This is a genomic window from Bradyrhizobium sp. SZCCHNRI1029, assembly GCF_032487555.1.
GTDB lineage: Bacteria > Pseudomonadota > Alphaproteobacteria > Rhizobiales > Xanthobacteraceae > Bradyrhizobium.
The window spans coordinates 256,764-283,621 of record NZ_JAUEUK010000002.1 but is presented as its reverse complement, the minus strand read 5'-3'; the positions used below and the strand labels follow the sequence as shown (position 1 = coordinate 283,621).

Annotated in this window: 22 protein-coding genes and 1 pseudogene; 9 read left to right on the top strand and 14 right to left on the bottom strand. The window is 66.5% G+C overall.

The window, feature by feature from the left end:
• The first annotated feature begins 145 nt into the window (after positions 1-145).
• On the top strand, positions 146-2,440 hold the full coding sequence (locus tag QW861_RS06905; protein ID WP_315752758.1) for a tetratricopeptide repeat protein: 2,295 nt from the start codon (positions 146-148) through the stop codon (positions 2,438-2,440).
• A 120-nt stretch (positions 2,441-2,560) separates the two neighbouring features.
• On the opposite strand, the gene QW861_RS06900 is transcribed toward QW861_RS06905, so the two are convergent.
• Positions 2,561-2,902: a YqfO family protein gene (locus QW861_RS06900; protein ID WP_315713316.1), complete on the bottom strand. Its 342-nt coding sequence runs from the start codon at positions 2,900-2,902 to the stop codon at positions 2,561-2,563.
• 205 nt (positions 2,903-3,107) lie between these two features.
• On the opposite strand from QW861_RS06900, the gene QW861_RS06895 reads away from it, so the two are divergent.
• The gene (locus QW861_RS06895) at positions 3,108-4,355 is read left to right on the top strand and encodes a multidrug effflux MFS transporter (protein ID WP_316174216.1); all 1,248 of its coding nucleotides are present in this window, start codon (positions 3,108-3,110) and stop codon (positions 4,353-4,355) included.
• A 15-nt stretch (positions 4,356-4,370) separates the two neighbouring features.
• On the opposite strand, the gene QW861_RS06890 is transcribed toward QW861_RS06895, so the two are convergent.
• Positions 4,371-6,167: a ShlB/FhaC/HecB family hemolysin secretion/activation protein gene (locus QW861_RS06890; protein WP_316192853.1), complete on the bottom strand. Its 1,797-nt coding sequence runs from the start codon at positions 6,165-6,167 to the stop codon at positions 4,371-4,373.
• A 127-nt stretch (positions 6,168-6,294) separates the two neighbouring features.
• Between QW861_RS06890 and QW861_RS06885 the strand changes: the two genes are divergently transcribed.
• Both QW861_RS06885 and QW861_RS06880 read left to right on the top strand, forming a co-directional pair.
• A complete protein-coding gene (locus QW861_RS06885; protein ID WP_316192852.1) occupies positions 6,295-7,554 on the top strand; it encodes a FecR family protein in 1,260 nt (419 codons plus the stop codon).
• A gap of 149 nt (positions 7,555-7,703) precedes the next feature.
• Positions 7,704-10,469 (top strand): EAL domain-containing protein, encoded by a 2,766-nt coding sequence (locus QW861_RS06880; RefSeq protein WP_316192851.1) that lies wholly within the window; start codon positions 7,704-7,706, stop codon positions 10,467-10,469.
• 252 nt (positions 10,470-10,721) lie between these two features.
• Here QW861_RS06880 and QW861_RS06875 read toward each other — a convergent pair whose 3' ends face one another.
• The 5 genes from QW861_RS06875 to QW861_RS06855 all read right to left on the bottom strand — a co-directional run bounded on the left by QW861_RS06875 (position 10,722) and on the right by QW861_RS06855 (position 15,329).
• Positions 10,722-11,642, bottom strand: coding sequence for a polyphosphate kinase 2 family protein (locus tag QW861_RS06875; protein ID WP_315713323.1), 921 nt, complete (start codon positions 11,640-11,642; stop codon positions 10,722-10,724).
• Positions 11,639-12,355, bottom strand: a complete 717-nt coding sequence (locus QW861_RS06870) for an NUDIX hydrolase (protein WP_315713325.1) — start codon at positions 12,353-12,355, stop codon at positions 11,639-11,641. The genes QW861_RS06875 and QW861_RS06870 overlap by 4 nt, the downstream gene beginning before the upstream one ends.
• A gap of 3 nt (positions 12,356-12,358) precedes the next feature.
• Complete coding sequence (locus tag QW861_RS06865; protein ID WP_315713327.1) at positions 12,359-13,372, bottom strand: ABC transporter substrate-binding protein; 1,014 nt, start codon at positions 13,370-13,372, stop codon at positions 12,359-12,361.
• A gap of 222 nt (positions 13,373-13,594) precedes the next feature.
• On the bottom strand, positions 13,595-14,380 hold the full coding sequence (locus tag QW861_RS06860) for an ABC transporter permease (protein ID WP_315713329.1): 786 nt from the start codon (positions 14,378-14,380) through the stop codon (positions 13,595-13,597).
• Between the two features lie 142 nt (positions 14,381-14,522).
• Positions 14,523-15,329: an ABC transporter ATP-binding protein gene (locus tag QW861_RS06855; RefSeq protein ID WP_409997663.1), complete on the bottom strand. Its 807-nt coding sequence runs from the start codon at positions 15,327-15,329 to the stop codon at positions 14,523-14,525.
• A gap of 141 nt (positions 15,330-15,470) precedes the next feature.
• Between QW861_RS06855 and QW861_RS06850 the strand changes: the two genes are divergently transcribed.
• Complete coding sequence (locus QW861_RS06850; protein ID WP_315752896.1) at positions 15,471-16,265, top strand: ATP-binding cassette domain-containing protein; 795 nt, start codon at positions 15,471-15,473, stop codon at positions 16,263-16,265.
• Positions 16,262-17,818 carry a glycine betaine ABC transporter substrate-binding protein gene (locus tag QW861_RS06845; protein WP_315752754.1) on the top strand — a complete coding sequence of 519 codons (1,557 nt, stop codon included), beginning with the start codon at positions 16,262-16,264 and terminating at the stop codon, positions 17,816-17,818. Before QW861_RS06850 ends, QW861_RS06845 begins: the two co-directional genes overlap by 4 nt.
• Before the next feature lie 133 nt (positions 17,819-17,951).
• On the opposite strand, the pseudogene QW861_RS33975 reads toward QW861_RS06845, so the two are convergent.
• Positions 17,952-18,194 (bottom strand): annotated as a pseudogene (locus QW861_RS33975) (transposase); the annotation flags it as partial.
• Between the two features lie 114 nt (positions 18,195-18,308).
• Complete coding sequence (locus QW861_RS06840; RefSeq protein WP_315752753.1) at positions 18,309-19,019, bottom strand: glutamine amidotransferase-related protein; 711 nt, start codon at positions 19,017-19,019, stop codon at positions 18,309-18,311.
• Between the two features lie 80 nt (positions 19,020-19,099).
• Between QW861_RS06840 and QW861_RS06835 the strand changes: the two genes are divergently transcribed.
• Positions 19,100-19,978 carry a LysR family transcriptional regulator gene (locus QW861_RS06835; protein WP_315752752.1) on the top strand — a complete coding sequence of 293 codons (879 nt, stop codon included), beginning with the start codon at positions 19,100-19,102 and terminating at the stop codon, positions 19,976-19,978.
• Between the two features lie 86 nt (positions 19,979-20,064).
• On the opposite strand, the gene QW861_RS06830 is transcribed toward QW861_RS06835, so the two are convergent.
• The 3 genes from QW861_RS06830 to QW861_RS06820 all read right to left on the bottom strand — a co-directional run bounded on the left by QW861_RS06830 (position 20,065) and on the right by QW861_RS06820 (position 23,420).
• Positions 20,065-20,460, bottom strand: coding sequence for a rhodanese-like domain-containing protein (locus QW861_RS06830; RefSeq protein ID WP_315752751.1), 396 nt, complete (start codon positions 20,458-20,460; stop codon positions 20,065-20,067).
• A gap of 126 nt (positions 20,461-20,586) precedes the next feature.
• Entirely contained in the window at positions 20,587-22,296 is a 1,710-nt protein-coding gene (locus tag QW861_RS06825) for a sulfatase-like hydrolase/transferase (protein WP_315713333.1), read from the bottom strand.
• A gap of 191 nt (positions 22,297-22,487) precedes the next feature.
• Positions 22,488-23,420, bottom strand: coding sequence for a DUF2380 domain-containing protein (locus QW861_RS06820; RefSeq protein ID WP_315752750.1), 933 nt, complete (start codon positions 23,418-23,420; stop codon positions 22,488-22,490).
• A 189-nt stretch (positions 23,421-23,609) separates the two neighbouring features.
• Here QW861_RS06820 and QW861_RS06815 point away from each other — a divergent pair, with 189 nt between their 5' ends.
• Positions 23,610-25,007 (top strand): histidine kinase, encoded by a 1,398-nt coding sequence (locus QW861_RS06815; protein ID WP_316192946.1) that lies wholly within the window; start codon positions 23,610-23,612, stop codon positions 25,005-25,007.
• Positions 25,004-25,645, top strand: a complete 642-nt coding sequence (locus QW861_RS06810) for a response regulator transcription factor (protein ID WP_315713335.1) — start codon at positions 25,004-25,006, stop codon at positions 25,643-25,645. Before QW861_RS06815 ends, QW861_RS06810 begins: the two co-directional genes overlap by 4 nt.
• A gap of 31 nt (positions 25,646-25,676) precedes the next feature.
• Here QW861_RS06810 and QW861_RS06805 read toward each other — a convergent pair whose 3' ends face one another.
• Positions 25,677-25,979, bottom strand: coding sequence for a hypothetical protein (locus QW861_RS06805; protein WP_315825236.1), 303 nt, complete (start codon positions 25,977-25,979; stop codon positions 25,677-25,679).
• Entirely contained in the window at positions 25,979-26,836 is an 858-nt protein-coding gene (locus tag QW861_RS06800; RefSeq protein ID WP_316192850.1) for an SDR family oxidoreductase, read from the bottom strand. The genes QW861_RS06805 and QW861_RS06800 overlap by 1 nt, the downstream gene beginning before the upstream one ends.
• Positions 26,837-26,858 lie beyond the last annotated feature (22 nt).

Sequence of the window (26,858 nt, the reverse complement as noted above, 5' to 3'; positions counted from 1 at the left end):
CACGAAGGGACCGCGGAAGGGATCCGCCGCGGCCCCATCACCGGCTGCGCCGGCGGATCGGCTTGCGTCCGGCGAAACGGCCTTCTCCAGGCGCGCGATCTGGATAGCAGTAGCGGTCACGATCGCGCTCGTGCTGGTGGTCGGCATGGTTTTTCATCTCCTCAAGGCCGACGGACCGGCCTCCACGGCGCAGGCCTCATTCGTCGCCACCTATGTGGGCAGCGAAAGCTGCGCCGGCTGCCATCAGGCGGAAGCCAAATTATGGGATATTTCGCAGCACAAGGCCGCGATGGCGCACGCGACCGACAAGACGGTGCTCGGCGATTTCAACAAGAGCTTCGACTACTTCGGTGTGCATTCCCGCCTCTTCCGCGATGGCGGAAAATTCATGATCGAAACCGACGGGCCCGACGGCAAGCTTGCCGTGTTTGAGGTGAAGTACACGTTCGGTGTCGATCCGCTGCAACAATATCTCGTCGAATTTCCAGATGGGCGCATCCAGGCGCTGCCGATCGCATGGGACGGCCGGCCCAAGGACAAAGGCGGCCAGCGCTGGTTCCATCTCCATCCCGAAGAAGAGATCAAGCATGACGACGTCCTGCACTGGACCAAGCTGAACCAGAACTGGAACTTCATGTGCGCGGAATGCCACTCGACCGGCGTGCGCAAGCATTACGACGCCGCGACGGATCGCTTCGCGACGACATGGGCGGAAATCAGCGTCGGTTGCGAGACCTGTCACGGTCAGGGCTCCGCCCACGCCGCCTGGGCGCGTGACAAGCAACGCTGGTGGCCATTCGGCAAGCACGAGGATCCGAGCAGGGGATTGCTTGTCCGTTTCGACGAACGGCGCGGCGTCACCTGGCCGATCGATCCGCGGAGCGGAAATGCGACGCGTTCAGCCGCGCCGGCCGCGTTGCGAAAGGAGATCGAGACCTGCGGGCTATGCCACGCGCGCCGTGCCGGCTTCAGCGAGGACTGGACACCCGGTCAATCGCTGTCCCAGACCCATATTGTCGAGGCGCTGGCGCGGACCACCTATCATGCCGATGGCCAGATCCGCGATGTGGAGGAGCCCTATAACTATGCGCCGTTCAAGCAGAGCAAGATGTTTGCCGCCGGCGTGACCTGCAGCGATTGTCACGAGCCGCACGGCGCAAAGCTCCGAGTCTCCGGCGAAGGCGTTTGCCTGCAATGCCATGCGTCCGAAAAATACGCCGATGCGAAGCATCGCCATCACGCGGACGCCGATCCGGCGCCGACCTGCATGTCGTGCCACATGCCGGCGCGCACCTATATGCAGATCGACCTGCGTCACGATCACACCTTCCGCGTTCCGCGACCCGATCTTTCGGTCACGTTGGGAACCCCGAACGCCTGCAACGACTGCCACAGCGACAAGCCGGCGCAATGGGCCGCCGCCGCGATCGAGCAATGGTTCGGGTCCGACCGAAAGGGCTTCCAGACCTATGGGCCCGCGTTCCGCGCAGCACGCAGCGACCAGGCCGACGCCGCCGCGCTGCTTGGCCTTCTGGCCGCGGACAGGAACGCGCCGGCCGTGGCGCGTGCGAGCGCGCTCGGCGAACTCGCCTCGCGCATCGCTCCGGCGAACATTGCGACCGCACGGGCAGGCCTTGTCGATCCCGATCCCATGGTGCGGATCGGCGCGCTGGACATGCTGGAAAACGTGCCCGCCGGCCAGATCTGGCCGCTGGTTTCGCCGCTGCTCACCGATCCCGTGCGAGGCGTGCGGATCAGGGTCGCCTCCCTGCTCGCTTCCGTTCCGACCGCAAGCCAGCCGCTGCCCGATCGCGCACGCTTCGATCAGGCGGCACACGAATTCATCACGGCGCAGCGCGCCAATGCCGAACGGCCCGAGGCCCGCACCGCACTGGCAAACTTCCTGGCCTTGCGCGGACAGATCGGGGACGCAGAGACCGAGTACAAGGCAGCCCTCAGGCTCAGCCCGCACTATGCGGCGGCCGCCATCAATCTGGCCGACCTCTATCGCCAAATTGGCCGCGACGGCGACGGAGAAACCGTTCTGCGCGGAGCAATTGCGGCATCACCTACCGACGCGGCCGCGCATCACGCACTCGGCCTGACCTTGACCCGGCTGAAGCGGCACGACGAGGCGCTCGCCGAGTTGCGCAGAGCAACCGAACTCGAACCGGGTCGCGCTCGCTATATCTATGTCTACGCGGTGGCGCTGCATTCCGGCGGGCGAGCCGACGAGGCAATGACGGTCCTAAAGGAAGCTCTGGAAAGCCATCCCAATGATAGGGACGTGCTGTCCGCTCTGGTTTCGCTCAGCCGCGCGACAGGCGATGCAAGGGCGGCGCTGGGCTACGCCGAAAGGCTCGCAATCATGACGCCGGACGACCGGAATCTGGCGGCGTTCATCGGCGAGATCAGGCGGCAGATTGACAAGCCAAACTAAGATAGCTGGCTCTCCTGCTTGAGCTCACAAAGGGCGCCCGAGAACCTCAAATGGAGCGAGCGCGAAATCGACGCTGAAATGACCAGGGACGCAACAAAGTCGAACGGCTCCTCAATGAGATCAAGCACTGTCGGCGGATCGCAACGCAACCACCTCGATCGGGTAGACATCGATCGCCGGCTCCTCATAGGGATGCGCAGCGCGGATCGCCTGTAGCACGGCTTTCAGCCGGTCCTCGGCGCAGACGGTCTCGATGCGCTCCTCCTCGACCGTCTCGAGCTGGCCGACCGCGCCAACGGCCGGGTTGGCGCCTGCCAGCGGACGAAACCGGCCCACGCCCTTCGCGGTAAACGAACAGTGGTCGTAATTGCCGATGCGGCCGGCGCCGGCCTCGCCCATCGCGCGGCGCACGGCGTCGCCCGCCGCTTCAGGGACATAGACGACGATCTTGTAGGTCTTCATGCTGGCCTGGATCCGGACGTCGATCACACGGCCGTTACCATCGCGTCGCCGCTGGCGCAATTTTCAGCGGGTCACAACCGGTCACAATCGCGAAAGCGCCGGCGCCGGTGACCAGCCATTCCGAAACACGCCTTGTGCGACGCAGCAAACCCGATACTTATCGGTGATCTCTCCCGCATTCCCAACACCATGGAAGGCCCGCGCCTTGGCTGATACCAGTGCCGACACCATCGAGATCGTCCGCCACCGGCCGATGGGCTTCACCGAATTCGTCATCGTGGTCGCGGCGATCATGGCGCTCAATCCGCTGGCGATGGACATGATGCTGCCGGCGCTGCCGAACATCGGCGCCTCGTTCCATATCGACGTCGCCAACCGGCTACAGACGGTGCTGACGGCGTTCGTCATAGGCTTCGGTCTCGGCCAGTTCGTGATCGGCCCGCTGTCCGACAGCTTCGGCCGGCGCCCGGTGCTGATCGGCGGCATGGTGCTGTATGCGGTCGCCAGCCTGTTCGCGATCGCCGCGCCGTCCTTCGAGATGCTGCTGCTGGCGCGCGCGCTGGAAGGCCTCGGCACCGCGGCGACGCGGGTGATCGCGACCTCGATCGTGCGCGACTGCTACGCCGGCCGCCGCATGGCGAGCGTCGTCTCGCTGGCGATGATGGTGTTCATCGCCATTCCCGTGATCGCGCCGTCATTCGGCCAGGCGGTGATGCTGCTGACGCAGTGGCGCGGCATCTTCGTCGTGCTGACCTTGTACGGCATCGTCACGCTGCTGTGGACCGCCGCACGACTGCCCGAGACGCTGCCGGAGAGCGAGCGCAAGCCGTTCTCGGTCAAAGAGATCGTCGGGGCCTTCCGCAACACCCTCACCAATCGTCAGACGCTGGGCTATGCGCTCGCGGCGAGCGGCATCTTCGGCGCCGTGCTCGGCTATGTCCTGTCCTCGCAGCAACTGTTCACCGGCGTCTATCATCTCGGCCACTACTTCCCGCTCGCCTTCGCGGCGATCGCGGTGACCATCGCGGTGGCCGGCTTCCTCAACGCCCGCCTCGTCGGGCGGCTCGGCATGCGCATGATCTCGCACGGCGCGCTGGTCGGCAGCGTCGTCATCGCGCTGGCCTGCTTCAGCGCGGCGATCCTCGGCACGCTGCCGCTGTGGCTGTTCATGCTGCTGTCGGCCGGCATGATGTTCTCGTTCGGCCTGATGTTCGCGAACTTCACCGCGCTGGCGATGGAGCCGCAGCGCGCCAATGCCGGCACCGCATCTTCGCTCTACGGCTCGATCACGACCCTGCTCGGCATGGCCGCCGGCGCCGTCGTCGGCCAGGCGTTCGACGGCACGGCATTGCCGTTCGCCGCGGGCTTCCTGGCCTGCACGTCGAGCGCGCTCGTCATCGTGCTGATCACCGAGAAGGGCCGGCTGTTCCACGGCCAAGGCAAGCCGGTCTGACCGCCGCCGAGGGCCTCAAATGCACGGCCCCTGCCCGCGCTGCGGGCACAGCTTCAGCACGCTCGACAGCGTCAGCAGCAGACGCGCGCTGCGCGTCGTGTTGCCCGGCGCGCGATAGCTGAGCGGCGCGGCGACGCCGAGATCGGCGCGCCAGTCGTTCGGGAAGGTAAAGCGCACCCCGGCACCCGCCGAGGTCAGCGCCACTCCGTCGGACGGCCGGAAGCCGTCGTTCCAGGCGAGCCCGGCATCGAAGAAGCTGTAGAGCTGATAGCTCGTGAGATACTGCCAGTTCGGTTTCTGCTCGAAGCGGACCTCGAACGTGCCGGCGACGCCATTGTCGCCGCTGATCTCGGCGCTGCCATAGCCGCGGCCATAGGCGAGGCCGCCGAGATAGAACTGCTGCGAATTGTACAGCGGACCCGAGGCGAGCTGGCCGGCGGCGGCGAGCTTCAGCGACCACGCCTCGGACAAGGTCTGATAGCGCGCGAACCAGCCGTTGAAGACCGAGAAGCTCGGCGAGGCGCCGGCGCGCGACGCGAGGGGATCGTCGAGCGGCGTCGCCCCGAACGCGTTCAGGCCCTGCCGGTAGGCCAGCGTCAGGTAGCTGTCGCCGCCGACATCATCCTTCCAGCGGTAGTCGGCGGTGAAGGTCAGCGTCCGGATGCGATCGCGATACCAGATGCCGAACAGGTCGCGCTCGGTCACGTCGCTGAAGGCGGCCGCGAGATTCAGCTTCAGCGAGGCGCGCTGCGACTGGATCGGCACGAGGCCGCCGCGCAGCTCGAGCGTCTCGGTCACCGTGTTGTCGTTGAACAGCCGTCTCCGGTCGCCCGGCCGGACCTCGCTGTACAGCGCGGAGGCGCCGACATAGGCGCCGTCGGTGCCGACCGGCACCTCATAGGACAGCCGGCCGAACGCGAGCTGGCGCGGATCTCCCGGCGTCGTCGACAGGTTGGCGGTGAGCGTGTCGCCCGGCAGCAGATAGGAATTGAAGGCGGCCGTGGCGTAGTTCTGCCAGGGACCGACGGTCGACGAGCCGAGATTGTCGACGCCAGCGAAGCCGTAGACGTGCCAGGTCTGCAGCTCGATCACCAGGCGGAACCGACCGGTGGTGCCGCCGATCTCCTCCAGCGCGGAATCGACCAGACGGACGCCGCCGCGGCCGTTGATCAGCAGCAACTGCCGCTCCAGTGTCGCGAGCCGGGACGGCTGCTCGGCCAGCACGGGGCCGAGCATCGGCCTGATGCCGAACTCTTCCGCGCCGGCGCCCTTCAAGGTCACCTCGGTGATGCTGCCTTCGATGATCTGGATGCGCACCCGGCCATCATGGATGTCCTGCGGCGGTATGATCGCACGGCTGAGATGGTAGCCGGCGGCGCGGTACTGATCGCTGATCGCGGTCGTGATCGCCGCGAGGTCGGCCTGCGACACCGGCTTGCCGAGATAGGGCTGATAGCTCGCGGCGAGTTGCTCGGCGGGCAGCGCGGACGCCCCCGTCAGCGTGACACCGCGCATGGTGAACAGGGGCTTGCGATCGCCGCCGCCCTGGGGCGCGAATTGCGGCGCACGTGGCCGCGGCGGCGGCTGCGTCGACCGCGACTGCTGCTCGTCGAAATATCGCTCGGTCTGCCGCGGATCGAAGCCCGGCTGGCCGACCTGCTGCGCATGGGCCGTCGCTGCAAACAGCAACGCCGACAGGGAAATGCCGGCGGCGATCGCGGTTCCATGCAGCCGTCGCGAGCCGTGCGGTACGGCCGCGAAGTCGCGCCAACCCGCAGTCCTCCCAGTTCCGTCGACACAACCAGCGCGCATGCCTCGTTTTTAGTTTGTTAAGGTCAACGAAGCGTAAATGCGTGAGGAAAACACGGCTGCAACTCCTAAGGGTCTCTTGAAACATTTCGATTAGTTTCAAAAGCCGCCAACGATGCGAGTTCGTGCCATGTCATCCAAGCGCTTCCTGATACCGGGACTGATCGCCGCGTGCCTTTTCGGTGCGATGCCGGCCGCATTGGCGGCCGACGGTGAGCCGTGGCTGGTGAGCAAATCGTCCGGTGAGGTCTGGGTCACCACCCAGGGCGCAGCGCAGGTGTCGCTCGGTCGCGAGGACCCGCTGAAGCCAGGCGATACGATCCGCACCGGGCCGACCGGCCGCGTCCGCCTGACCCGCGGCGCCGAGACGATCGTGATCGCGCCGAACTCCGAAGTCGGCCTGCCCGCCGCGCCCAAGGACGGCATGGCGACGACCATCCTGCAGCGCGCCGGCTCGATTCTGCTCGACGTCGAGAAGCGCAATGTCCAGCATTTCGAGGTCGAGACGCCCTATCTCGCCGCCGTCGTGAAGGGCACGCAGTTCAGCGTCACGATCAGCGGCCGCAGCACCAAGGTCGAGGTCAGCCGCGGCCAGGTGCAGGTGTCGGATTTCAAGAGCGGGCAGATCGCCCAGGTGATGCCCGGCCAGGCCGCCACCGCCTTTGCGACCGGCCGCGCCGGCCTGAGCCTGTCCGGCGCCGGCACCTTCAGCCCGATCGAGCAGGGCCGCCCGCGCGCCTCCACGATCGATCGTGTTCCGGTGCCGCGCGACGGCCTGCAGGCGCCGCGCGAGGCCAAGGGCAGCGTGATCCACGCGCTGAACGCCGACGGCCCGGCCGCGCGCCCCGGCACAACGGTCGCCGCTCGGCAGCATTCTGCGGCCGGCTTCGACAGCGCGAAGCCCGGCGTGGTGCGGATCTCGTCATCGATCGGCGAGGTCAACCTGAACATCCAGAAGGCGACACGCGGCCTCGCCCACGGCGCCCACACGCCGGCCGCCGGTGGAGGGCGAAGCACCGCCTGGAATGATGCGCGCGGCAACAGCGGCAATGCGACGGGCAACTCGGCCACCGCAAGCGGCACGTCGGGAGATTCCTCGATCGCAGCCGCCGTCACCGCGGCGGTCGGTTCGCCAAGCGGATCCGCCAGCGCCAATGCCGCCGGAAATGGCGACGCCGGCAACGGCAATGCCAACGGTAGCAGCCGCGGCAGCAACAATGGCGGAAGTGGCAACGGCAACAACGGCCAGGGCAACAGCGGCAACGGTAACAGCGGTAACGGAAATAGCGGTAACGGAAATAGCGGCAACGGTAACGGCAACAGCGGCGACCATGGCAATGGCAATCATGGCAACGGCAATGCCCACGCTTACGGCCACAGCAAGAATTAGGGAGTCCCGATCGAGCGTAACGCCTGCGTCATGCGTCGTCATGGGGGAGCGCGGGCTTGCAGGGTTCCATGGCTCTGCGGTCGGAGCGGGATGAAGTTGGGATCACGAACGCGGGCGTCAACGTGGCACGCAGACATTCGGGAGAGGGCATGCTCAGGCGGTTCATGCCGCATATTCTGGTGGTCGTCGCGCTGCTGACGGTCGGCCTGTCCGGCAGCCACGAGTTGTTGAGCAACGCCCTCGTCGATCTGCGCTTACGCCTCGACAATCGCCCCGCCAGCGGCGAGATCGCGGTCGTCGCGATCGACCCGCGCTCGATCGAAGCCATCGGCGTCTGGCCGTGGCCGCGGACCCAGCATGCGCATCTGCTCGAGCAGTTGCAGCGGGCCGGCGTCCGCGACGTCGCCTTCGACGTGGATTTCAGCACGCCGTCCGACGCGGCCGGCGATCAGGCCTTCCTGACCGCGCTCCAGAATGCCAAGAGCTCGGTCGTGCTGCCCACCTTCAGGCAGCTCGCTGCGGCGGGGAAGGACACCGCCATTCACCTCAACCGGCCGCTGCCGCAGTTCGAGCAGCTCGCATGGTCGGCCTTCGTGAACATCGAAGTGGCGCGCGATGGCCGCGTCAGAAGCTACGCTTTCGGCGAATATAGCGAGACCGGCGGCGCGAAAACTTTCCTGCAATCCATGGGTGCGTTCCTCGCCGGCAGCGATGCGGTCAAGGACAGCTCTTTCCTGGTCGACTACGGCATCGATCTGTCGTCGCTGCCCCGGGTCTCGTATGTCGACGTCGTCCGCGGCGACGCGGCGGCGCTGTCCAGGCTCAAGGACAAGCGGGTGATCGTCGGCGCGACCGCCATCGAGCTCGGTGACTATTACAGCGTGCCGAACGGCCGCGTTCTGCCCGGCGTCATGCTGCAGGCGCTGGCGGCCGAGTCCATCATTCAGCACCGCACCCTGCTGTCGACGTCGACGACGGCCGCCGTAGGCGGCCTGCTGCTGATCGTCATCATCATGCTGGCGAGCTGGCGGCACCTCTCGGCGGCGCGGCGCGCGCTGCTGATCGCCATGATCAGCGTCCTGATCGAGGCCGTGGCGCTGCTGCTGCACGACCGCTACGCCCTGGTGCTCGACACCTCGCTGCTGCAGATCGCGCTAGTCGCCTATCTCGCGGCCACTGCCCTCGACGAGATCGACTTCCGCGGCCTGCTGCGGCACGTCGCCGAGAGCCGTTTCGAGCGAATCGCGATGTCGATCGGCGACGGGCTGGTCTGTACCGACCGCGACCGGCGCATCACGGTGTGGAATCCGGGAGCTGTCGCGATCTTTGGCTATGGCGCCGACGAGATCATCGGCCAGCCCTTCGCGCGCCTGCGCGCCGACGGCAGCGATACGCATGACCTGTTTCCGCAGCAGGAGGCGGCGCTGCCGGCGACGTTGCTGCCCGGCGGAGCCACGATCGAGTTCGACGGCCGCCGCAAGGACGGCGAGGTGTTTCCGGTCGAGGCGAGCTTCTCCGCCTGGCAGGGCGCCGACGGCCTGCAATATGGCGTGATCCTGCGCGACGTCTCGGTGCGCAAGCGCAAGGCGGAGCGCATTCGTTACCTCGCCGAGCACGACACGCTGACCGGCCTGGTCAACCGCAACACGCTGCAGAGCGAGCTCGCCGCCATGATCGAGACCGCGGATGCCGCGGCCGACCAGGTCGCGCTGCTGGTGATCGGGCTCGATGCCTTCCAGCGCATCAACGACACGCTTGGCCACGCCTACGGCGACAGTGTCTTGCGCGCGGCGGCCGACCGGCTCCGCACCGAGATCGGCGGCATGGGCCGTGTCGCCCGGCTCAGCGGCGACGAGTTCGCCGTCGCCATTCCCTGCTCGGCCGTCGGCGGCACCGTGGCCGAGCTCGCCGATCATCTGTCGCATTTGTTCGAGGCGCCGCTGGACGCGGGCACGCGCCAGCAGCGCGTCAAGGTCACCCTCGGCATCGCGGTGCATCCCGAGGGCGGGCACTCGGCAGACGAGCTGCTCAGCAATGCCCACCTTGCCCTCTGTCGCGCCAAGATGGACCGGCGGGGCAGCCACGTGCTGTTCGAGAGCGCCATCCGCCACGAGCTCGAGCAGAGATTGACGCTGGAGGCCGAGCTTGCGCTCGCCGTCGAGCGGAACGAATTCGAGCTGTTCTACCAGCCGCAAGTGGAGCTGTTGAGCGGCCGTGTGATCGGCGCCGAGGCGCTGATCCGCTGGCGCCACCCGACGCGCGGCCTCGTGCCTCCCGGTGATTTCATTCCGGTCGTCAACACCTCGCATCTGTCCGAGGCGGTCGCGACCTGGGTCATGGCGACCGCCTGCCGGCAGGCGCGGGAGTGGCAGCTCGCCGGCCACGACATCCGCGTCGGCGTCAACCTCTCGCCGTCCCAGTTCCAGTCCGGCGACCTCGCGGCCTTCGTCAGCAAGCTGCTCACGTCGACCGGCCTGTCGCCGCGCCTGCTCGAGCTCGAAGTCACCGAGGACATCCTGCTGCACGACGAACCCGGCGTGCTGCAGACGTTCAACCGGCTGCAGGCGCTCGGCGTCAGCCTGGTGTTCGACGATTTCGGCACCGGCTATGCGAGCCTGAGCTACCTGAAGAAATTCCCGCTCGACGGCCTGAAGATCGACCGCTCCTTCGTGCGCGACGTGCTGACCCAGGCCGACGACGCGGCCATCGTCGGCTCGACGGTCAGCCTGAGCAAGCAGCTCGGGCTGTCCGTGATCGCCGAGGGCATCGAGAACGCGGCGACGGCCGAGTTCCTGCTGCGGCTCGGCTGCGAGCAGGGCCAAGGCTATCACTTCGGCAAGCCGATGCCGGCGGCGGATTTCACGCAGCGATTCCTCGCGGTGGACGACGAGATGCGCCAAGCCGGCGCGGCGTGAGGCTCAGGTCTCACGCTCGAAGCTAACGCAGGTCAACCGCTCTCTCCGCCGTCATTCCGGGGCGCGCGCAGCGCGAGCCCGGAATCCATCGCCACAGGCGGTCGTTGGTGACAACGGCGCGCTGTTGCACGGACCTTGCTCCCTCGCAGGCGATCGGGGTTATGGATTCCGGGCTCGCGCTGCGCGCGCCCCGGAATGACGAGAGAGTGCAGGTGCACCTCGGCTTCTCGCCTCAGCCCGCGCCTTACGCCCTCACCCTTTCTTCCCGCCCTTGGCTTCGCTCTCGAGCGCCTTGCGCACCGCCTTGAACTCCTCGCGCGAGCCGGCATCGACGCGCGGGAAGTGCAGATCCAGGCTTTCCAGCGCGGCGACGATGGTCGAGCCGATGACGACACGGGCGAACCATTTGTGGTCGGCCGGAACGACGTGCCACGGCGCGTAGGGCGTCGAGGTGTGGCGCACGATGTCCTGATAGACCGCCTGGTAGCGATGCCACTTCGCGCGCTCGGTGATGTCGCCCATCGAGAACTTCCAGTTCTTCGCCGGCTCCTCCAGCCGGTCGAGGAAGCGCGCGCGCTGCTCCTCCTTGGAGATGTTGAGGAAGAACTTCAGGATCACGGTGCCGTTGCGCGACAAGTAACGCTCGAAGGCGCAGATGTCCTCGAAGCGCTCGCGCCAGATGTTCTTGGTGACCAGCCTCGGCGGCAGCTTCTCGGCCTTGAGGATCTCCGGATGCACCCGCGTGACCAGGCATTCCTCGTAGTAGGAACGGTTGAAGATGCCGATGCGGCCACGCTCGGGGAGCGCGATGGCGCTGCGCCACATGAAGTCGTGGTCCAGCTCCTTGGAGGTCGGCTGCTTGAACGAGGTGACCTCGCAGCCCTGCGGATTGACGCCCTCGAAGATGCTCTTGATCGCGCTGTCCTTGCCGGAGGCGTCCATGCCCTGCAGCAGCACCAGCACTGACCAGCGGTCCTGTGCATAGAGCCTTTCCTGAAAATCGGCGAGCCGCGTCCGATTCTGCTCGATGATCGCCTCGCCCTCCTCCTTGGCGAGGCCGCCCTTGACCTTTGTCTTGTGCGATTTGAGGTGAAACTTGTGCCCGCCATCGATCCGGAACGGCGAGATGAAACCATCGAGCTCATCGGCCAGCGTGCGCGGTTTCTTGCTCATGAGGACGGCTCTCCTGGGCTGAATTGCGTTTCGAGGAAGGCGGTCACGAAGCGCGGCATCGCCGCAGTCAGATCATTCCGGCTTCGAACCAGCCGTATCGAGCAGAGTTCCGGCTCGTCCTGAGCCGCGAGGTTGGCCTCGATGCGGCGCTGCAGAGCCTCGCCCATGTCAGAGGCGTCGAGCACGCGCATCAGCGCGATCGACGCGCCGGTCACGACACAGTCCCAATGCGCCGCGGCCTGATAGTCCGATGGCGCGAGTCCCGTCTCCTCCTCGACCTCGCGCGCGACGTTGGCGGCGAGATCGAGCACGCCGTCGCTGACGTCGGCGAGATCCGGCGTGCCGGCGGGAAAATACAGCCGGCCGGCATTGGCGGTATGCGCGCCCATCTCGCCGAGCACGAAGGCGCCGTCGGCGGCACGCAGCGCGCCCATGCCGAAGCCGTTGAAGGCGGTGCGATCCGGAAAGCCCCAGTCGCGCCACGCCAGCAGGCTGGCGAAATCGGTCTCGAAATAGCTCGCGGTGAACCGGCTATCCGCGAAGCGCGGGTTGCGCCCGAGCAGCACGCGGCCGTTCCACAGCCCCGGCCTGGCGCGCTGGCATTCGGCGAAATGCGCCGCGATGTCGTCGCGGCGCTGTTTCGCGAACGGCCAGTCCCACGGCTCGACCTTGAGGTCGAGCGTGGTGACGCGGTGGATGACGACGTCCGTCATCCGCTATTTCGCCCCCTTCGCCTGCTCAACGAACTTGTTGGTGAAGGTCTTGCTGACGTCGACATTGGCCTTGGCGACATCGGGCGAGCCGGTGCTGAACACGGCGAGCACAGCGTCGGCGCCCTTCGGATCCATCTTGCCGGTCTGCGAGTACATCGGGATGGTGTTCTTGAGCGCCGCGAGATACAGCGCCTTGTCCTTGCCGACGAGTTCCTCCGGCATCTTCGCCATGATTTCCTCCGGCGTGTGCGAATGGATCCAGCCCAGCGTCGCCACGATGGCGTTGGTCAGCGCCTGCGTCTCCTTGTCATGGCCGGCGATCCAGGCCGCGGTCGAATACAGCGCGCCGCCGGGATACTCGCCGCCGAACACCTCCAGCGTGTCGTGCTGGGTGCGGGTATCGCTGAGGATCTTGAGGTCCGGATGCTTGCCCTGCAGCACGGTGACCGAGGGATCGAGCATGACGGCCGCATCGATCTGGCCCTGCTCCATCGCGGCCACCGCGGTGGCGCCGAGACCGACGCCGATCACCGCGGTGCCCGACGGATCGAGACCGTTCTTCTTCAGCATGTACTTCAGGAAGAAGTCGGTCGAGGAGCCCGGCGCGCTGACGCCGACCTTCTTGCCGGCGAGATCCTTGACCGAGCTGATCTCCTTGTTGTGCGACGGCGCCACCACCAGCACGAGACCGGGATAGCGGTCGTAGACGACGAAGGACTGCATCTCCTGCTTCTTGGCCGCGAGATTGACGCAGTGATCGAAATAGCCGGAGACGACGTCGGCGCTGCCGCCGAGCACGGCCTTCAGCGCATCCGAGCCGCCCTTGAGGTCGACCAGCTCGACCTCGAGCCCGGCCTTCTCGTATTCGCCGAGCTGCTTGGCCAGCACGGTCGGCAGATAGCACAGGCAGGCGCCGCCCCCGATTGCGATCGTGACCTTGGTGGCAGCGCTGGCGAGACCAGTGCTCAACGTCAGCGCCAGCAGCGCGCCGGTGACCCGGCTCAACATCTTGTTCATGTGTTTCCTCCGTTCATGTTGTCAGTCAGGTTGGGCATGTCGGCGTAGATTGAGAAGGCCGCCCAAAACTCCGCTGTCGTCCCTGCGAAAGCAGGGACCCATACCGCGTGATGTTCCGGTTGGAAAAGACTGGTCGTCCCGCGTGCCACAAACGCCGCCCTGTGGTTATGGGTCCCCGCTTTCGCGGGGACGACAGCGGCGGGTGGCGCAGCAGCCCGGCCATCATCGGCCCTCGGCGGCGTCAGGCCGCCACACCAGCAGCCGCCGCTCCACAAGCGTGACGCAGATGTCGATCAGGATGACGAATGCCGACAGCACGAACATGCCGGCGAAGACGCCGGCGACGTCGAAGATGCCTTCGGCCTGCTGGATCAGATAGCCGAGGCCGGCCGCGGAGCCGAGATATTCGCCGACGACAGCGCCGACGACGGCGAAGCCGACCGACGTGTGCAGCGACGAGAACATCCACGACAGCGCCGACGGCCAATAGACGTGGCGCATCAGTTGCCGCTCGCTCATGCCGAGCATGCGGGCGTTGTCGCGCACCACGGTCGAGACCTCCTTCACGCCCTGATAGACGTTGAAGAACACGATGAAGAACACCAAGGTCACGCCGAGCGCGACCTTGGACCAGATGCCGAGCCCCAGCCACAGCGTGAAGATCGGCGCCAGCACCACGCGCGGCAGCGCATTGGCCATCTTGACGTAGGGATCGAACACGGCGGCGACCAGCGGCTTGCGCGCGAACCAGAAGCCGACCAGCACGCCGCCGAGCGAGCCGATCGCGAACGCCAGGATCGACTCCCACAAGGTGATCGCGAGATGCTTCCAGATGGCCCCGGTGGCGAACCATTTGATCACCTGCGCGAACACGTCGACCGGGTTCGAGAAGAAGAACGGCGGAAGCCAGATGCGCCCGAACACGGGCACGCTGGCGAGCAGTTGCCACAGCGCAATCGCGACGACCGCGACCAGCAATTGCAGCGCGAGCAGACCGAGACGCGACATTACGCTACTCCGCGCCCGTGGTGACAGAGACAAAGCGCGAGCCGCGCACGCCGCTCCGCTCCCTCCCCCCTTGTGGAGGAGGGAGTGCACTGTCCAAGTGGAAACAGCGAGGCTCTCATGATCGAACGAGTCACTGCTCCCATCACACCGCCTCCGCCTGCTTGTAGGTCTTCTCGACCTCCGCCTTCAGCGTCTGCCAGATCTCGCGGTGCAGCTCGTGGAACTCGTGCTTCATGCGCACCTCGAAGATGTCGCGCGGACGCGGCAGGGTCACGCGCCAGTCGCCGATGATGCGCGAGGCCGGGCCGGCCGACATGATGACGACGCGGTCGGCGAGCGCGATCGCCTCCTCGAGATCGTGGGTCACGAACAGCACCGCCTTGCGGTCGGCATTCCAGAGATCGAGCAGCAGATTGCCCATGATCTGCCGCGTCTGCGCGTCCAGTGGCCCGAACGGCTCGTCCATCAGGATGATGCGCGGATTGCGGATCAGCACCTGGGCGAGGCCCACGCGCTTGCGCTGGCCGCCCGACAGCATGTGCGGATAGCGGTTGCCGAATGCGCCGAGGCCGACCGAGGTCAGCCATTGCTGCGCCTTGGCGGCTGCATCCTTCGACGGCGTGCCCGCGACCTCGAGCCCGATCGCGACGTTCTCCAGCGCGGTCTTCCATGGGAACAGCGCGTCGGCCTGGAACAGGTAGCCGGCGTCGCGATTGAGGCCGGCCAGAGGCTGGCCGAAGATGCGCACATGGCCGGCGGCCGGCTTCAGCAGTCCCGCCGCCACGTTGAGAAGGGTGGATTTGCCGCAACCGGTCGGCCCGACGATGGCGACGAACTCGCCATCGGCGACGCTGAGATCCGCCGTCTCGACGGCGGTGTAGGTGCGTCCGCCGGCGAGACGGAATGCCACCGTCGTTCGCTCCAGCGCGACCGCGGCGGCCGTGGGCATCGTCACGTCCAAGTTCCTCCCCCGAGAATGGCCGGGACGGCTTAGCCGCTTGCGCGGCGAAGTTCAACGCGGCGGCCGGACGTGCTAGGTCGTCTGACTGAGCCCAAGGCCAACCTTAAGGCCAACATTCCGCAAGGCCGCATGCCGCGCACGCCGTTCATCGTCTACACCAACGTCCGCAAGAGTTTCCCCGGCCCGGCAGGCGCCGTGACCGCGGTCGACGGCGTCTCGCTGGAGATCGCCGAGGGTGAGTTCCTGGCGATCGTGGGCGGCTCCGGCTCGGGCAAGACCACATTGCTGCGGCTCACCAACCGCCTGATCGAGCTGGACGGCGGCGCGATCCGGATTGCTGGCGACGATATCGCCGGCCTCGATCCTGTCAGCCTGCGTCGCCGGGTTGGCACCGTGTTCCAGAACGGGGCGCTGTTTCCGCACATGACGGTTGCCGCCAATATCGGCATCACCCCCAGGCTGCTGGGTACGCCCGCGAACGAGATCGCCGCCCGTGTCGACGAGCTGCTCGACCTCGTGCGGCTCGACCGCAAGGCGCATCGCGACCGGCTGCCGCACGAGCTCTCGGGCGGCCAGCGCCAGCGCGTCGGCGTCGCCCGCGCGCTCGCGGCGCGGCCGAAGATCGTGCTGATGGACGAGCCGTTCGGCGCGCTCGATCCGCTGACGCGTGATGCGCTCGGCAGCGACTACCGCGCCCTGCATGAGCAGTTCGCGCTGACCACGATCATGATCACGCACGACATCACCGAGGCGCTGCTGCTCGCCGACCGCATCGCGGTGATGCGCGGCGGACGCCTGATCGAGATCGGCACGCCGGCCGAGCTCGCGGCCAGCCGTGAACCCTACGTGACGGAGCTGATGACGACGCCGCGCCGACAGGCGGCGCGGCTGGCCGCGCTGCTGCCCGAAAGCGGCACAGTATGAGCGCACTGTCCGATCCACGCTTCACCGAGGCGCTGTCGCATCTCACGGATTATCTCGGCAGCCATCTGCGCGTGAGCCTCGCCGCGCTGGCGCTCGGCCTTGCCGTGAGCTTTCCGCTGGCGCTGCTCGCGCGCAATCGCCCTGCCCTGCGCAATCTGCTGCTCGGCGTCGCCAGCGTGGTGCAGACGGTGCCGGGACTGGCTCTGCTGGCGCTGTTCTATCCGCTGCTCCTGGCGCTGACGGCACTCACCTTGCGCTGGTTCGGGCTCTCGTTCTCGGCCTTCGGCTTCCTGCCGGCCATGCTGGCGCTGGCGCTGTATTCGATGCTGCCGGTGCTGCGCAATACCATCACCGGGCTGAACGGCGTCGACGCAAGCCTGATCGAGGCCGCCAAAGGCGTCGGGATGACCGAGCGCCAGGCGCTGACGATGGTGGAGCTGCCGCTGGCGCTGCCGGTGATCATGGCCGGCATCCGCACCGCTGCGGTGTGGGTGATCGGCACCGCGACCTTGTCGACGCCGATCGGCCAGACCTCGCTCGGCAACTACATCTTTGCAGGTTTGCAGACCCAGAATTGGGTGCTGGTCGTGTTCGGCTGCATTGCCGCCGCCGTACTGGCGCTTGCCATCGATCAGTTGCTGGCACTGATCGAGGATGGCCTGCGCAGGCGCAGCCGTGCCCGTGTCGGGCTTGGCACCGCAACCATCGCGCTCATGGTCGGCGCGAGTCTCCTGCCCTCGCTGGCCGGCGGCTCGGCACGCTACGTGATCGGCGCCAAGACGTTTACCGAGCAATATGTGCTGTCGGCCTTGATCAGCGAGCGGCTGCAGGCAGCCGGTCTCTCGGCGACGACACGTGCCGGGCTTGGCTCCAGCGTGATCTATGAGGCACTGAAGAACGGCGACATCGACGCCTACGTCGATTACTCCGGCACGCTGTGGACCAACCAGTTCCACCACAAGGAGCAGTTGCCGCGCGCCGCGCTGCTCGATGCACTGAAGCAGGATCTCGCCAAGGAGAAGGTCACCCTGCTCGGCGAGCTCGGCTTCGAGAATGCCTACGCGCTGGTGATGCCGCGCAAGACGGCCGAGGCGCTCGGCATCCGCTCGATCGCCGACCTCGCGCGCCACGCCAGCGAGATGTCGATCGCCGGCGACTACGAGTTCTTCTCGCGCCCGGAATGGGCGGCCCTGCGCGACGCCTATGGCCTCGCCTTCCGCGCCCAGCGCCAGATGCAGCCCGACTTCATGTATGCCGCGGCCGCCTCCGGCGAGGTCGACGTCATCGCCGGCTACACCAGCGACGGCCTGATTGCGAAATATGATCTCGTCGTGCTCGACGATCCCAAGCAGGCGATCCCGCCTTACGACGCGATCCTGCTGCTGTCGCCGAAGCGAGCCGAGGACCGCGCGTTGCAGGATGCGTTACGACCGCTGCTCGGCCGCATCGACATCGCGACCATGCAGCAGGCCAATCTGCGCGCCTCCGGCAGTGACGCGGAGTCCTCGCCGCAGGCGGTGGCGCGCTGGCTGTGGAGCAAGATGTCGAAGTAAGCCCCACAGTCTCGCCGCGTCATTGTGAGCGCAGCGAAGCAATCCAGGGCGTCACGAGGACTCTGGATTGCTTCGGCTCGCTCGCAATGACGGTGGTGGTTGGCGCAACCTCCACACGCATTAGGGTCGGGACTCATTGATCGAGCCAGAAGATAACAGTTGCCGCGATACAGATGGCGCTGAAGAATGTGTGAGCGCAGCGGTCGTAACGCATGGAGAGACGTCGCCAGTCCTTAAGTCCGGCGAACATATTCTCGACCTTGTGACGCTGCCGATACAGGGATTTGCAATATGTTAGGGGCGATCTGCGCCCAGCCCGCGACGGAATGCAAGGCTCTATTCCTCGCTTAGCGAGAGCCGCTCGGAAGGCATCGCTGTCATAGCCCCTTGTCGGCGATCAGAGTCTCAGCCTCTGGCAAGAGAGGAGAGACCAGAGCCGCACCTTACGATATTGCGTCGAACGGATTGCCGACATCGCGAGAACCGCACCTCATCGGTTAGATTCCATCGCAGCCCTCATAAACTCCAGGATCACCGGGTGAGGCTGGGTGATGCTCGAAGTCAGCTGAGGTACATAGAGAGTAGCAATGAAGAAGCGATGCGCGGGGATAGTCAGAATCCTCGCTTCGCCGGATGCGTCCGTGCCAATGATTCTCAATCCTGCGTCATGTAGCTTCTGCTGATGCTCCGGGTTCAGTCCGAAATTGCAGTAGTACTGCTCGCGTGGATTCTTCCCCCCGTAGATCGCATCTGCGAGGCTGCCCGGCTCGATTTTGACTTCCATCGTCTGCCCCACGAGCGAGCACGATAATGGTGTGATGAAGAGGTTGGAGGCGTAGGGATCATATTCGGCGTGCGCGGCGTCTTCGAAGCCCATGACATTGCGACTGTATTCGATCACAACGTGCTGGCAGCCCCCGCAAGTCCCCAAGAGCGGAACGCCGCTCTCGCGCGCGTAACGAATTGCATTGATGGCTCCGAGAAGGCTCTTGTATGGGCTCCCGGGAACAATCCAGATCGCATCAAAACGCCGAAGCTGTTCGGCTGCCCCGGCCTCCAGCTGGACGGTTGAGATCCATTCCGCCGTAATTCGTCCCTCCAGCGTCAGCCGAGCATGCTCAATCGCATCGTTGGTTGCGGTGTGAGGCAGGAAGGAAGGGGTGAATTCGCCAACAAGCGCAATCGCTATGGCGTCGGACATGATCGCTCTCCGGCTGTAGTTCCGCCTTGTAAGAGCATGCCGGTCATGTATAAGTAAAATTACTTCGACAGCGGCTGCATATGACAATTACTAATATATCTCTCGCTCACCTTCGGGTGCTCAGCAGCGTCGTGGATTGCGGCACCTTCTCGGCTGCAGCCACAGAGATCGGCCTCACCCAGTCAGGGGTCAGCCAAAGCATCAAGCATTTAGAGGCGGTATTGGGCGGGCAGCTGCTTATAAGGCATCGTGACGGAATCAGAATCACCGAACTTGGTCGGGCAGTGCTCGCCGACGCCCGGGCTGCACTTCAAGCCGTCGAACGCATTCGACAAACCTGCAGCGCGGTCAATGGATTGCTCGCGGGGCATATACGCATCGGCAGTGTATCGAGCGTTGCAGCGCGGCTTCTGCCGGCCCGACTCGCGGAGTTCAAAAGGATGTACCCACGCATCACGGTCAGTCTGATCGAGGGGACCGATGCGGAAGTTTGCGAATGGGTTGAGAAAGACATCATTGATCTCGGCCTGACGGGAGAGACGACGCCGGCGGTGCAGCCCATCGTCATCATGGAGGATGAATTTGTTCTCGTCGTCGCATCAGACCATCGTCTTGCCAGCCGGCGGCAAATTAGCCTGACAGATGCGGCCGACGAGCCATTTTTGATGTCCGCGTCCGGCTGCGAGCCCGCCATTCGTCAAATATTCGATCAAGCTAAGATCAATCCGCCGATTGTGCTGCGGGTGCGAGATGCCGAAGCTCTCGTAAACATGGTCAGCCAAGATATCGGCATAACCATCATGCCACAGCTCGCCATTCCCGCCGATAGCAGGGCCATTGCACAGATTTCCATTAAACCGCGTCGTAGGCGTCAAGTCTTTGCGATCACGAGAAGTGGCGCTCCCAAAGTGCCGGCGGCAGAGAGATTGAACGCCATGCTTTCGAATACGAAAGGTTGAAGCCGGCCATCTCCCTGTGGGATTGAGCCGCTCGCCCGAGCGTTCTGTCGGTTAAATGGGTCCTGACCCTAGTGAGCAGTTTACGCTCACATCCCCGGCTCGATCGGCTTCTCCACCGCGCCGCCATTGTCGGCCCAATCCTTGAAGCCGCCCACGTTGAACACCTTGTCGTAGCCGAGGTCTTTCAGCGCCTTGCCCGCCAGCGCGGCACGGCCGCCGGAGGCGCAGTACAGAATGACGCTCTTGTCCTTGCTGAAATTCTTGTCGTGATAGGGCGAGTCCGGATCGGCGCGAAATTCGACCATGCCGCGCGAGACGTGGTGCGCGCCTTCGATCTTGCCGCTCTTCTCGACCTCCGGCGCATCGCGCACGTCGAGGACGAGCGTGTTGCCTTTGGCGATCATCGCCTGCGCCTCGGCCGGCGTGATCTTGGGGACCACCGCGTTGGCGGCGGCCATCAGTTCTTTGACGGATGTGGACATGTCGAACCTCTCGCTTACACGGAGCGCACGGGGTAGCCCAACGCGGCCGTCCCGACAATCCTCCCATGGAATGACGGATCGATCGCAATCCCGTGAAGCCACCGACCCGTCGCGGGCGGTGAGAGTCTAGAGCCCCCGGATCAGCTCGGCGTCGATCAGCATGCGGTTGAACCGGCGCGCCTCGGCGCCGTCGCCGCAGGCGTAGAACACGCCCTTGCAGCGGAGCATGATGTCCTTCTGCTCGGCGAAGGACGGATCGAGCGGAATGCCGGCCGCCTCCAAGGTGACCAGCGGCAGATAGGCGGCGTCGATCCGGTCCATCACGACCGCGCTCTGGCGCGGCTCGAAGTTGACGGCATCGACGGCGTAATAGGTCTGATAATAGCGCGGATCGTAGCTTTCGAGCTTCTCGCCGATGCCGGCCTCGTCGAGCTTGGGATCGAGAATGTGCGGCGAGAACTCCGGCTGGTGATCGCCGTAGCGCACGATCAGGAACGGCTGGTCGCCGAAGCGCTTCTTCAGGCTGGCGAGGAAGCGCTGATAGTCCGTCGCGCTCATCGCCTGGCGGCGCAGATACTCATCGATCGAAGGCAGATTGCCCGGCGCTCGCCAGGACGGCGTCAGGTCGGGCCGGAACGTCGTCTCCCACGGGAAATGGTTGGCGGCGAGATAGACGAACATGAACAGCGGCTTTCCGCGCGGCCGGTGCTGCATCAGATCGAGCGCGGCATCGTAGAAGAAGCCGTCGGGCTCGACGCCCTTGGCGCCGAGATCGCGCGCGTCGAGGAAGCGGTCGACGCCCACCGTGGTCTGGAAGCTGCGCGCGCTCATGAAGGCGCCCTGCGCGGGATAGAGCGACACCGTGTCGTAGCCGCAATTGCGCAGCGCCAGCGGCAGGCCGCGCTCGACCCGGCCGGACGCGATCCGCGTCACGAAATAGGCGAAGCGGCCGAACGAGCGCGACGACAGGCCGGCGAGTACGTTGTACTCGGTGAACCAGCTCGGTCCGCCATTGCTCTCGGCCATGAACTGCCGCGCCTTGCCGTCGAACGACTTGAAATGGCTGCCATAGCCCGCTGGTACCTTGATGCCTGGCGCCGAGCGGATGTCGAAGCTGGATTCGTCGTGGATCAGCACGATGTTCGGCCGGCGCGCGGCCGGATGACAGGAATCCGGGACGAAGGCAGCCAGACTTCGATCAGCCGTGCCGTCGGATTCCATGAAGCCGTTGGCGAGAAAGTCCGACACCGCCGTGACGCCGGAGCGGGCGAATTTCGACAGATAGCCATCGTCATAATAGCCGCGCCAGGCCTCGTCGCGCCAGTTGAGCGAATACAGCGTGAGCGCCGCGAGGCAGGCGAGCTTGCCGGCGAGCGCCGGCAACCGCGCGATCCGGAACGGATCCGCCCACCACAACAGCCCCATCAGCGGCAGCACGACGGCGGCCGCCACCAGCACCGACAGCTTCAGGTTCGGGAAGATCGTGAACAGGAACGCCGCGCTGTCGTGGTCGATCAGCATCACGTCGACGAAGTTCGCCGTCATCTGGACCACGGCGTGCTTGAGCTGCGACAGCAGCACCAGCACCACGACCATGGTCAGCGCCAACGCGCCGGACACCGCGGGCCGCCGCAGCAGCACCAGCCAGAAGCAGTTCAGGATGCCCCAGGCCAGCACGAAGCCGAGCCGCGAGCCGAAATCGGTCTCGGTGTGCAGCATCAGGGCCAGCGCCGCGACATGCGGCGCGGCGACGGCGGACAGCCGGACCGCCGCGGAGCGCGTTGCGCTCGCCGCGGCGAGCGTGGTGATCGGTTGGTCGTTCGGGGTCAGTGACATCAGGCGATCGAAAGCAGGCGCCCTTCGTCGGCGCATGCCGACAGATCAAGGAAGGCTATCCTGTCATCCGACCGTAATGAAATCGTCACAAATCACAACAGCCCGGATTTGCACGGAGGGCGACGTGTCGTCTCGCGCCGCGACGAGAGGTGGCATCACTGCCGTCCTCGCGTACCGATCCTCGCCCTTTTTCAATTCTGGGGGCCGGTCTCGAGCAGCCGCTCGCGCACCAGACGCACCGCGCCGCGGCTCCAGGAATAATTGGCGCCGAGGCGCAATCCGCTGTCACCGGCGACGACGAGCGTCCCACTGTCGGCCTGGCGGACACGAAAGCCGATGATGTATTCGGTGCGGCCGATCCGTCTCACGATGCCGAGCAGCGATTGCTGGGCGCCGAGCGCGCGGGCCGCCCGCGCCTCGCAATCGTCGCACTCACGCACCGGCTGCCCCGGCTTGATCTCGCCGGCCGCATCCACCAGGCGATAGCGCCCGGACTGTGCCAGCAGCTGCCGCACCGCGTCGGTCGTCTCCTGCAGCCCCTTCTGGTCGGATTCGGTCTCGCCGAGCGCGGCGCCCGCGCTGGTGTCGTCGAGCTCGAACGGCAGCAGCGCCAGCCGGATCGGCTCCGGCGGCGCCAGTGCGTCACGGACCTGGCGCGAGACGAACATCTCGGCGCGCTGCCAAGCCTCGTCACTGTCGCCGCGGAAGGTGAAGATCTTGTCGAACAGGACCCGATGGGAGGCGACGTCGATGGCCGATGCGCGCGCCCACTGCACCAGGGTGGAGAGCTTCTGGACTCCGCCAGTGATCACGACGGTGGCGCCGGCCGCGGCCGCCATCTGCAGCCGGGCCTCCGGGGACGCATCGGTCGGACAGGACGGTGCGCAGGACGGGCTGACCGGCCGCAGCCGCGCGTCGGCGGCGACATCGCGGCGGAGCGCGGCGATGAACGCATCCAGCCGCCGCTGATGCGCGGCGGTCTGATCGACCGGCTCGCCGGACGTGTCGAGATAGCTGAAATCGTCGACCAGCACGGCCGGGACATCGGCGGAGGCGGCGCGGACCGGGCCGGCCGCGAAGGCAAGCGCGAGAACGAGACAACGGACGACGCGACGGTTCGACATGGGATCCCCCTGCAACGATGTCTGGCGGTCGGAAGCTAGACGCCGCCGTGCCATCGCCGCAGCGGCCACGGTCCCGGCGCGGCACGGGAAAAATTCACGACCGCACCGTCCACCGGGCCGCGGCGCTTTTGGCCCGGACGGTTCTGCCGTTAAATGCCGGCCGGCTGGGCTGTCATGGACACACCGAAGATGTGGACCCGCTACGACCTCAAATACCGCCTGACCCTGCGCATCTCGGTGGTCTCGGCGCTGTGCTTCGCGGCGATCTGCGCCTATGTGCTGTTCGACATCGACCGCTCGGTGCATGTGCGCAATGAGCGGATCGCCGAGATCACGGCCCGGACGCTGCAATTGCAGCAAAGCAAGATGCATTGGGTCGCCAGTCCGCCGGCCGGCTTTCCCGACCTCGATGCGGTCGCGGCGGCGGCGATGCGACCGGGCCTGTGCATCGCCTATCGCGGCGTCGACGGCGTGATCGTGCAGCGCATCTGCGGCGGCGCCGAGGCGCAGACGGACGATCCGCCCCGCGCCTTCGCGATGCTGTATCGGCGGCTGTTCGATCCGGGCCGCGAAGCGGCACGGCCGGTCAGGTTTCGCGACGAAACGACGGGCGATGCCGTCGTCTGGATCGACGCCGGCGTCATGACCGCGGACGCCTGGCGCGAGCTCAGCCGGCTGCTGCCGGTGCTCGGGACGGCGCTGGTGCTGCTGTGCGCGCTGGCCTACGCCGCGCTGGCCCGCGCGCTGCGCCCCACCCGGCTGATCCGCGCCGGGCTGGAGCGGATCGCCGCCAACGATCTGTCGGCGCGGCTGCCGCCGTTCGACCTCGCCGAGCTCTCGGCGATCCGCGCTGCCTTCAACCAGCTCGCCGAGGGGCTGGAGACGGCGCTGGCCCAGCGCGGCGAATTGACCCGGCGCCTGATCGCCTTGGAGGACGACGAGCGCCGCCACCTGGCGCGCGAGCTGCATGACGAATTCGGCCAGTCGCTGGCGGCGATCCGGGCGCTCGCGGCATCGATCCGTCACAGCGCGGCGCAGGATTGCCCCGCTCTGGTCGGCGAATGCGACGGCATCGCGCGCACCGCGAGCGACATGATGGAGCAATTGCGCGGCGCGCTGATGCGGCTGCGCCCGCCGGACGTCGACGAGCTCGGCCTCGCCGGCAGCCTGGAGGGCCTCGTCGCCGGCTGGAACAGGCGCCAGCACGGCCGCACCGTTTTCGAGATCAACCTGTCGGGCGACGTCGACCGACTGCCGGGCATCATCGCCACCAATATCTACCGCATCGCGCAGGAGGCGCTCACCAATGCCGTCAAACACGCCGACGCGACGCGGGTGCGGTTGCAGTTGACGCTTCAGGAGGGGCCGGTCAGCGCGACCCTGCTCACCGTCGAAGACGACGGTCTTCTCGGCGAAGCTCCCGACAAGCCGGGCATGGGCCTGCTCGGCATGGGCGAGCGCGTCGCCTCCATGGGAGGCCAGATGAGCTTCGCCGCCACCTCCGGCGGCGCGCGCCTCCACGTCGAGATTCCGGTCCCGGCCCTCTCGCCTGCGCCGACCCAGCCGGAAACGGCATGTGCGGCATGACGACCCCCGCCGGCACCATCCTGCTGGTCGACGACCATGCCGTGGTCCGCGAGGGCTACAGGTCGATGCTGCAGAAGCAGCCGGGGCTGCGCGTGGTCGCCGAAGCCGCCGATGGCGCCGAAGCCTACCGGCTGTTCAAGGAGGTCAGGCCCGATCTCGTCATCATGGACCTGACCATGCCGGGCGTCGGCGGCATCGAGGGCATCCGCCGCATCCGGCAATGGGATCGCGGCGCGCGCATCCTCGTCTTCACCATGCATGAGAATGCCGGCTTCGCGGTGCAGGCGATCCGCGCCGGCGCCCGCGGCTATGTCACCAAGAGCAGCCCGCCGGAGACGCTCGTGCGCGCCGTCATGGACGTGCTCGCAGGCCGCATCGCGATCAGCCCCGACATCGATCACGAGCTCGCGCTCAGCCGCCTCGCCGGCGAGCGCGCGGCCGCCGACGTCCTGTCCGCGCGCGAGTTCGAGGTGATGCAGATGCTGCTCGCCGAACGCACCACCGACGAGATCGCGTCAGCGTTGCATCTCAGCCCGAAGACGGTCGCCAACCTGCACTCGCTGATCAAGGACAAGCTCGGCGTGGCCAGCGACATCGAGCTGGTGCGGCTGGCGCTGCGGCAGGGCCTGCTGACCTGAGCCCGCAGGGCTTACATCCCCGCAAGGATTGTCAGGAGTCGCCAGCGTTGCCCTGCGGCGTCGCTGCCGCTTCCGGCGCCGTGACCGGATCGTCGATCAGGTGAAACGCGCGCCCGAGCCGGCGCTGCACGCTCATCACGGCGCGGTCGACGTCGCTGATCAGGCTGTCGCCGAGAACGACGTGCGGGATCTCCCAGTTGCGGCCGCTGCGCACGTCGAGCGCATGAACGGCCGGCACACGTGCCGTCTCGCAGCCCGGCTGCGCGCGAAGTTCCTCCTCGACCAGGCGGGTCAGCTCCGCCTGGGTCTTGCCGATGGTCGTCATCGCCGGCATCAGGGCCTGATCGCGGGCATCAGGCCGAGCCGCTTGGCGATGATGCGATCGACGGTCCGTTTCGGAAGCACCCGCACGATCCATTGCCTCATGGCATCGGGCGCGATCTCGTAGCGCACCTTGGGCGCCGGCAAGGTCAAGGCGTCGGCCACCCGCGCGGCGATGGTCTCGGCCGGCAGCCCGGACTGGCCGAGATGCAGCATGAAGGCGCGGATCTTCTGCAGCGCCGGGAAGAACGGCGAGGCCTGATACGGCGACAGGTCGACTTCGTCGGCCTTGGCCCAGATCGGCGTCTTCACCGCGCCCGGCGCGATGACGATGACGTCGATCCCGAACAGCATCAGCTCACGGCGCAGGCTCTCGGACAGCCCTTCGACCGCATGCTTGGAGGTCGAATAGGGCGCCATCAGCGGGTTGCCGTTGCGGCCCGCGACTGAGCTGATCATCACGATCCGGCCGCGCTCTCCCGTCATGGCTGGATCGGCCCCGAGCAGCGGCGCGAACGCCTGGGTCGCGATGACCGGGCCGATGACGTTGACCTCCATCTGATGGCGGAACTGCGCGATCGGCAGCTCCGTCACGGGACCGGCGACGGCGATGCCGGCATTGTTGACGAGACCGGCGAGCGTCTCGCCCTTGAGCGCCGCTCGCACCTCGCCGGCGGCCGCCTTCACCGCCGCCTCGTCGGTCACGTCGAACAGCAGCGGCATGAAGTTGGCGCCGAGCTCGCCGCGCAGACGGTCTGCGTCGGCCTGCTTGCGAACGCTGCCGAACACGCGAAAGCCGCGCGCGAGCAGGAGCTTCGAACAGGCGAACCCGATGCCGGTGGATGCGCCGGTGATGACGACGGATTTCATGGTGACCTCAACGATTTGCGCG

Coding starts and splice junctions, on each gene's coding strand:
- QW861_RS06880 (WP_316192851.1), top strand. CDS start 7,704: ATGCTCAGGCGGTTCATGCCGCATATTCTGGTGGTCGTCGCGCTGCTG.
- QW861_RS06815 (WP_316192946.1), top strand. CDS start 23,610: ATGTGGACCCGCTACGACCTCAAATACCGCCTGACCCTGCGCATCTCG.
- QW861_RS06850 (WP_315752896.1), top strand. CDS start 15,471: ATGCCGCGCACGCCGTTCATCGTCTACACCAACGTCCGCAAGAGTTTC.
- QW861_RS06830 (WP_315752751.1), bottom strand. CDS start 20,460: ATGTCCACATCCGTCAAAGAACTGATGGCCGCCGCCAACGCGGTGGTC.
- QW861_RS06860 (WP_315713329.1), bottom strand. CDS start 14,380: ATGTCGCGTCTCGGTCTGCTCGCGCTGCAATTGCTGGTCGCGGTCGTC.
- QW861_RS06875 (WP_315713323.1), bottom strand. CDS start 11,642: ATGAGCAAGAAACCGCGCACGCTGGCCGATGAGCTCGATGGTTTCATC.
- QW861_RS06810 (WP_315713335.1), top strand. CDS start 25,004: ATGACGACCCCCGCCGGCACCATCCTGCTGGTCGACGACCATGCCGTG.
- QW861_RS06855 (WP_409997663.1), bottom strand. CDS start 15,329: ATGCCCACGGCCGCCGCGGTCGCGCTGGAGCGAACGACGGTGGCATTC.
- QW861_RS06865 (WP_315713327.1), bottom strand. CDS start 13,372: ATGAACAAGATGTTGAGCCGGGTCACCGGCGCGCTGCTGGCGCTGACG.
- QW861_RS06805 (WP_315825236.1), bottom strand. CDS start 25,979: ATGCCGGCGATGACGACCATCGGCAAGACCCAGGCGGAGCTGACCCGC.
- QW861_RS06800 (WP_316192850.1), bottom strand. CDS start 26,836: ATGAAATCCGTCGTCATCACCGGCGCATCCACCGGCATCGGGTTCGCC.
- QW861_RS06820 (WP_315752750.1), bottom strand. CDS start 23,420: ATGTCGAACCGTCGCGTCGTCCGTTGTCTCGTTCTCGCGCTTGCCTTC.
- QW861_RS06840 (WP_315752753.1), bottom strand. CDS start 19,019: ATGTCCGACGCCATAGCGATTGCGCTTGTTGGCGAATTCACCCCTTCC.
- QW861_RS06870 (WP_315713325.1), bottom strand. CDS start 12,355: ATGACGGACGTCGTCATCCACCGCGTCACCACGCTCGACCTCAAGGTC.
- QW861_RS06885 (WP_316192852.1), top strand. CDS start 6,295: ATGTCATCCAAGCGCTTCCTGATACCGGGACTGATCGCCGCGTGCCTT.
- QW861_RS06905 (WP_315752758.1), top strand. CDS start 146: ATGGTTTTTCATCTCCTCAAGGCCGACGGACCGGCCTCCACGGCGCAG.
- QW861_RS06825 (WP_315713333.1), bottom strand. CDS start 22,296: ATGTCACTGACCCCGAACGACCAACCGATCACCACGCTCGCCGCGGCG.
- QW861_RS06845 (WP_315752754.1), top strand. CDS start 16,262: ATGAGCGCACTGTCCGATCCACGCTTCACCGAGGCGCTGTCGCATCTC.
- QW861_RS06835 (WP_315752752.1), top strand. CDS start 19,100: ATGACAATTACTAATATATCTCTCGCTCACCTTCGGGTGCTCAGCAGC.
- QW861_RS06900 (WP_315713316.1), bottom strand. CDS start 2,902: ATGAAGACCTACAAGATCGTCGTCTATGTCCCTGAAGCGGCGGGCGAC.
- QW861_RS06890 (WP_316192853.1), bottom strand. CDS start 6,167: ATGCGCGCTGGTTGTGTCGACGGAACTGGGAGGACTGCGGGTTGGCGC.